Below are 1,484 nucleotides of genomic sequence, written 5' to 3' on the forward strand. Positions count from 1 at the left end.
GGCCAGCGCCATCAGCTCGGCCCCGGCCGCGTCGGTCACCGGGCGCAGGACGACGCCCTCGGGCAGCCCGGCGCCGGGCAGGGAGGTCAGCGCCTCGACCGGGGCGACCAGCAGGGTCTCCGGCGGATCCGGTACGAATCCGGCCGCCCGCAGCCGGTCGCCCAGGTCGGCCGGCCGGTCATGGGAGTAGAGCTTCCACTCGAATTCCGCGTGGCCGAGCGCGGTGTAGTGCCGGATCTGGGCCCTGATCGCCGCGTCGGCCCCCGCGGCGTCCAGCTCAGGGTCCGACCAGGCGACTCCGTTCCAGTCGTCGGCGCCGCCGACCTGACGCACCAGGGGCCCGGCCCGTTCGACCTCGACCCCGGGCCCCTCGGGGCGGGCGTGCTCGCGCATCGTGCGGTCGTACAGGTCACGTACTTCGTCGGTTCGCATCCGCGCACCTCAGCACAGCGGTGATCGGCAAACCAGCGGGTTTCGGCCTCCGCCCGCGCGGAACGGCTCGGTGCGGACGCGTCGAAAGCCCAGCTCGGGGCAGGTGCCGATGTAAGTGATCATGAAGTGGCGAGGAAGCAGAGGTGCGGCACCGATGGCGATACCGATCCGCAGACGGGGCACCCGGGAGCGACGTGCTTCCTTCGACCTCCGGCGTACGACCTTCGGGTTCGCGCTGATCGCGCTGATCCTCGTGGGCGGCGGCATGGCGCTGCGGGCCGCCTGGCGAGCCGCCGGGCTCCCCCCGGTGGCCGCCGTGCCGGCCGCCGTCCTGGCTCTCGCGGCCGTCTTCGTGGTGCTGCGCCGCCGTAGGGCGCGCCGGGTCGCGGCGACCGTCACGGACGCGGCGTACGGGATCGTCGACGCGGGCCTCGCGGAGCTGGACGCCGCGGAAGCGGCCCGCACCCGGGCCCGTCCCGAGCCCCCGCAGCCCGCCGGTCAGGTCGACTACGCGGAGCTGGACCCGTACGCCTTCGAGGAGGCCGTGGCCGAGCTCTGCCGGCGCGACGGCTGCCCTCAGGCCGAGGTGGTGGGCGGCGCGGGCGACCTGGGCGCGGACGTCCTGGCGACCACTCCGGACGGCCGCCGCCTGGTCGTGCAGTGCAAGCGCTACGGCCCTACGAGCCGGGCCGGATCCCAGGACCTCCAGCGGTTCGGCGGCACCTGCTACGCGGTGCACGAGGCGGATGTCGCGCTCGTCGTCTCCACCGGAGGCTTCACCGAACCCGCGGTCGACTACGCCGAGCGGTGCGCCATTCTCTGCTACGGCCCCGAGGAGCTGACGGCCTGGAGCGAGGGCGTCGCACCGCCGCCCTGGGAGGTGGCGGTGGTCCCCGCCGAGGGGCCGGCCGCCGGGCTCAGCGGTCCTTGAGCGCCTGCTGGATCGTCCGCATGACCTCGTCCAGGGGAGCGTCCGTGCGCGCCACCGCGACGAGCACCTCGCCGTCCGCGGCCACCGTCGCGGCCGGGGCGCGCTCGGGCTCGGCCCCGGG

General features: G+C 75.3%; 1 protein-coding gene and 2 pseudogenes. 1 reads left to right on the forward strand and 2 read right to left on the reverse strand.

What is annotated here, in order from left to right; all coding sequences use genetic code 11:
- Window positions 1-432 (reverse strand): annotated as a pseudogene (locus CR470_RS37900) (GNAT family N-acetyltransferase); the annotation flags it as partial.
- Window positions 433-586: 154 nt separating this feature from the next.
- Here CR470_RS37900 and CR470_RS37905 point away from each other — a divergent pair.
- The gene (locus CR470_RS37905) at window positions 587-1,363 is read left to right on the forward strand and encodes a restriction endonuclease (RefSeq protein WP_097872285.1); all 777 of its coding nucleotides are present in this window, start codon (window positions 587-589) and stop codon (window positions 1,361-1,363) included.
- On the opposite strand, the pseudogene CR470_RS41020 reads toward CR470_RS37905, so the two are convergent.
- A pseudogene (locus tag CR470_RS41020) lies at window positions 1,350-1,484 on the reverse strand (TetR family transcriptional regulator); the annotation flags it as partial. The gene CR470_RS37905 and the pseudogene CR470_RS41020 sit on opposite strands and share 14 nt — an antisense overlap.

The sequence above is a fragment of the Streptomyces sp. rh34 genome (assembly GCF_002551245.1).
Classification (GTDB): Bacteria; Actinomycetota; Actinomycetes; order Streptomycetales; family Streptomycetaceae; genus Streptomyces.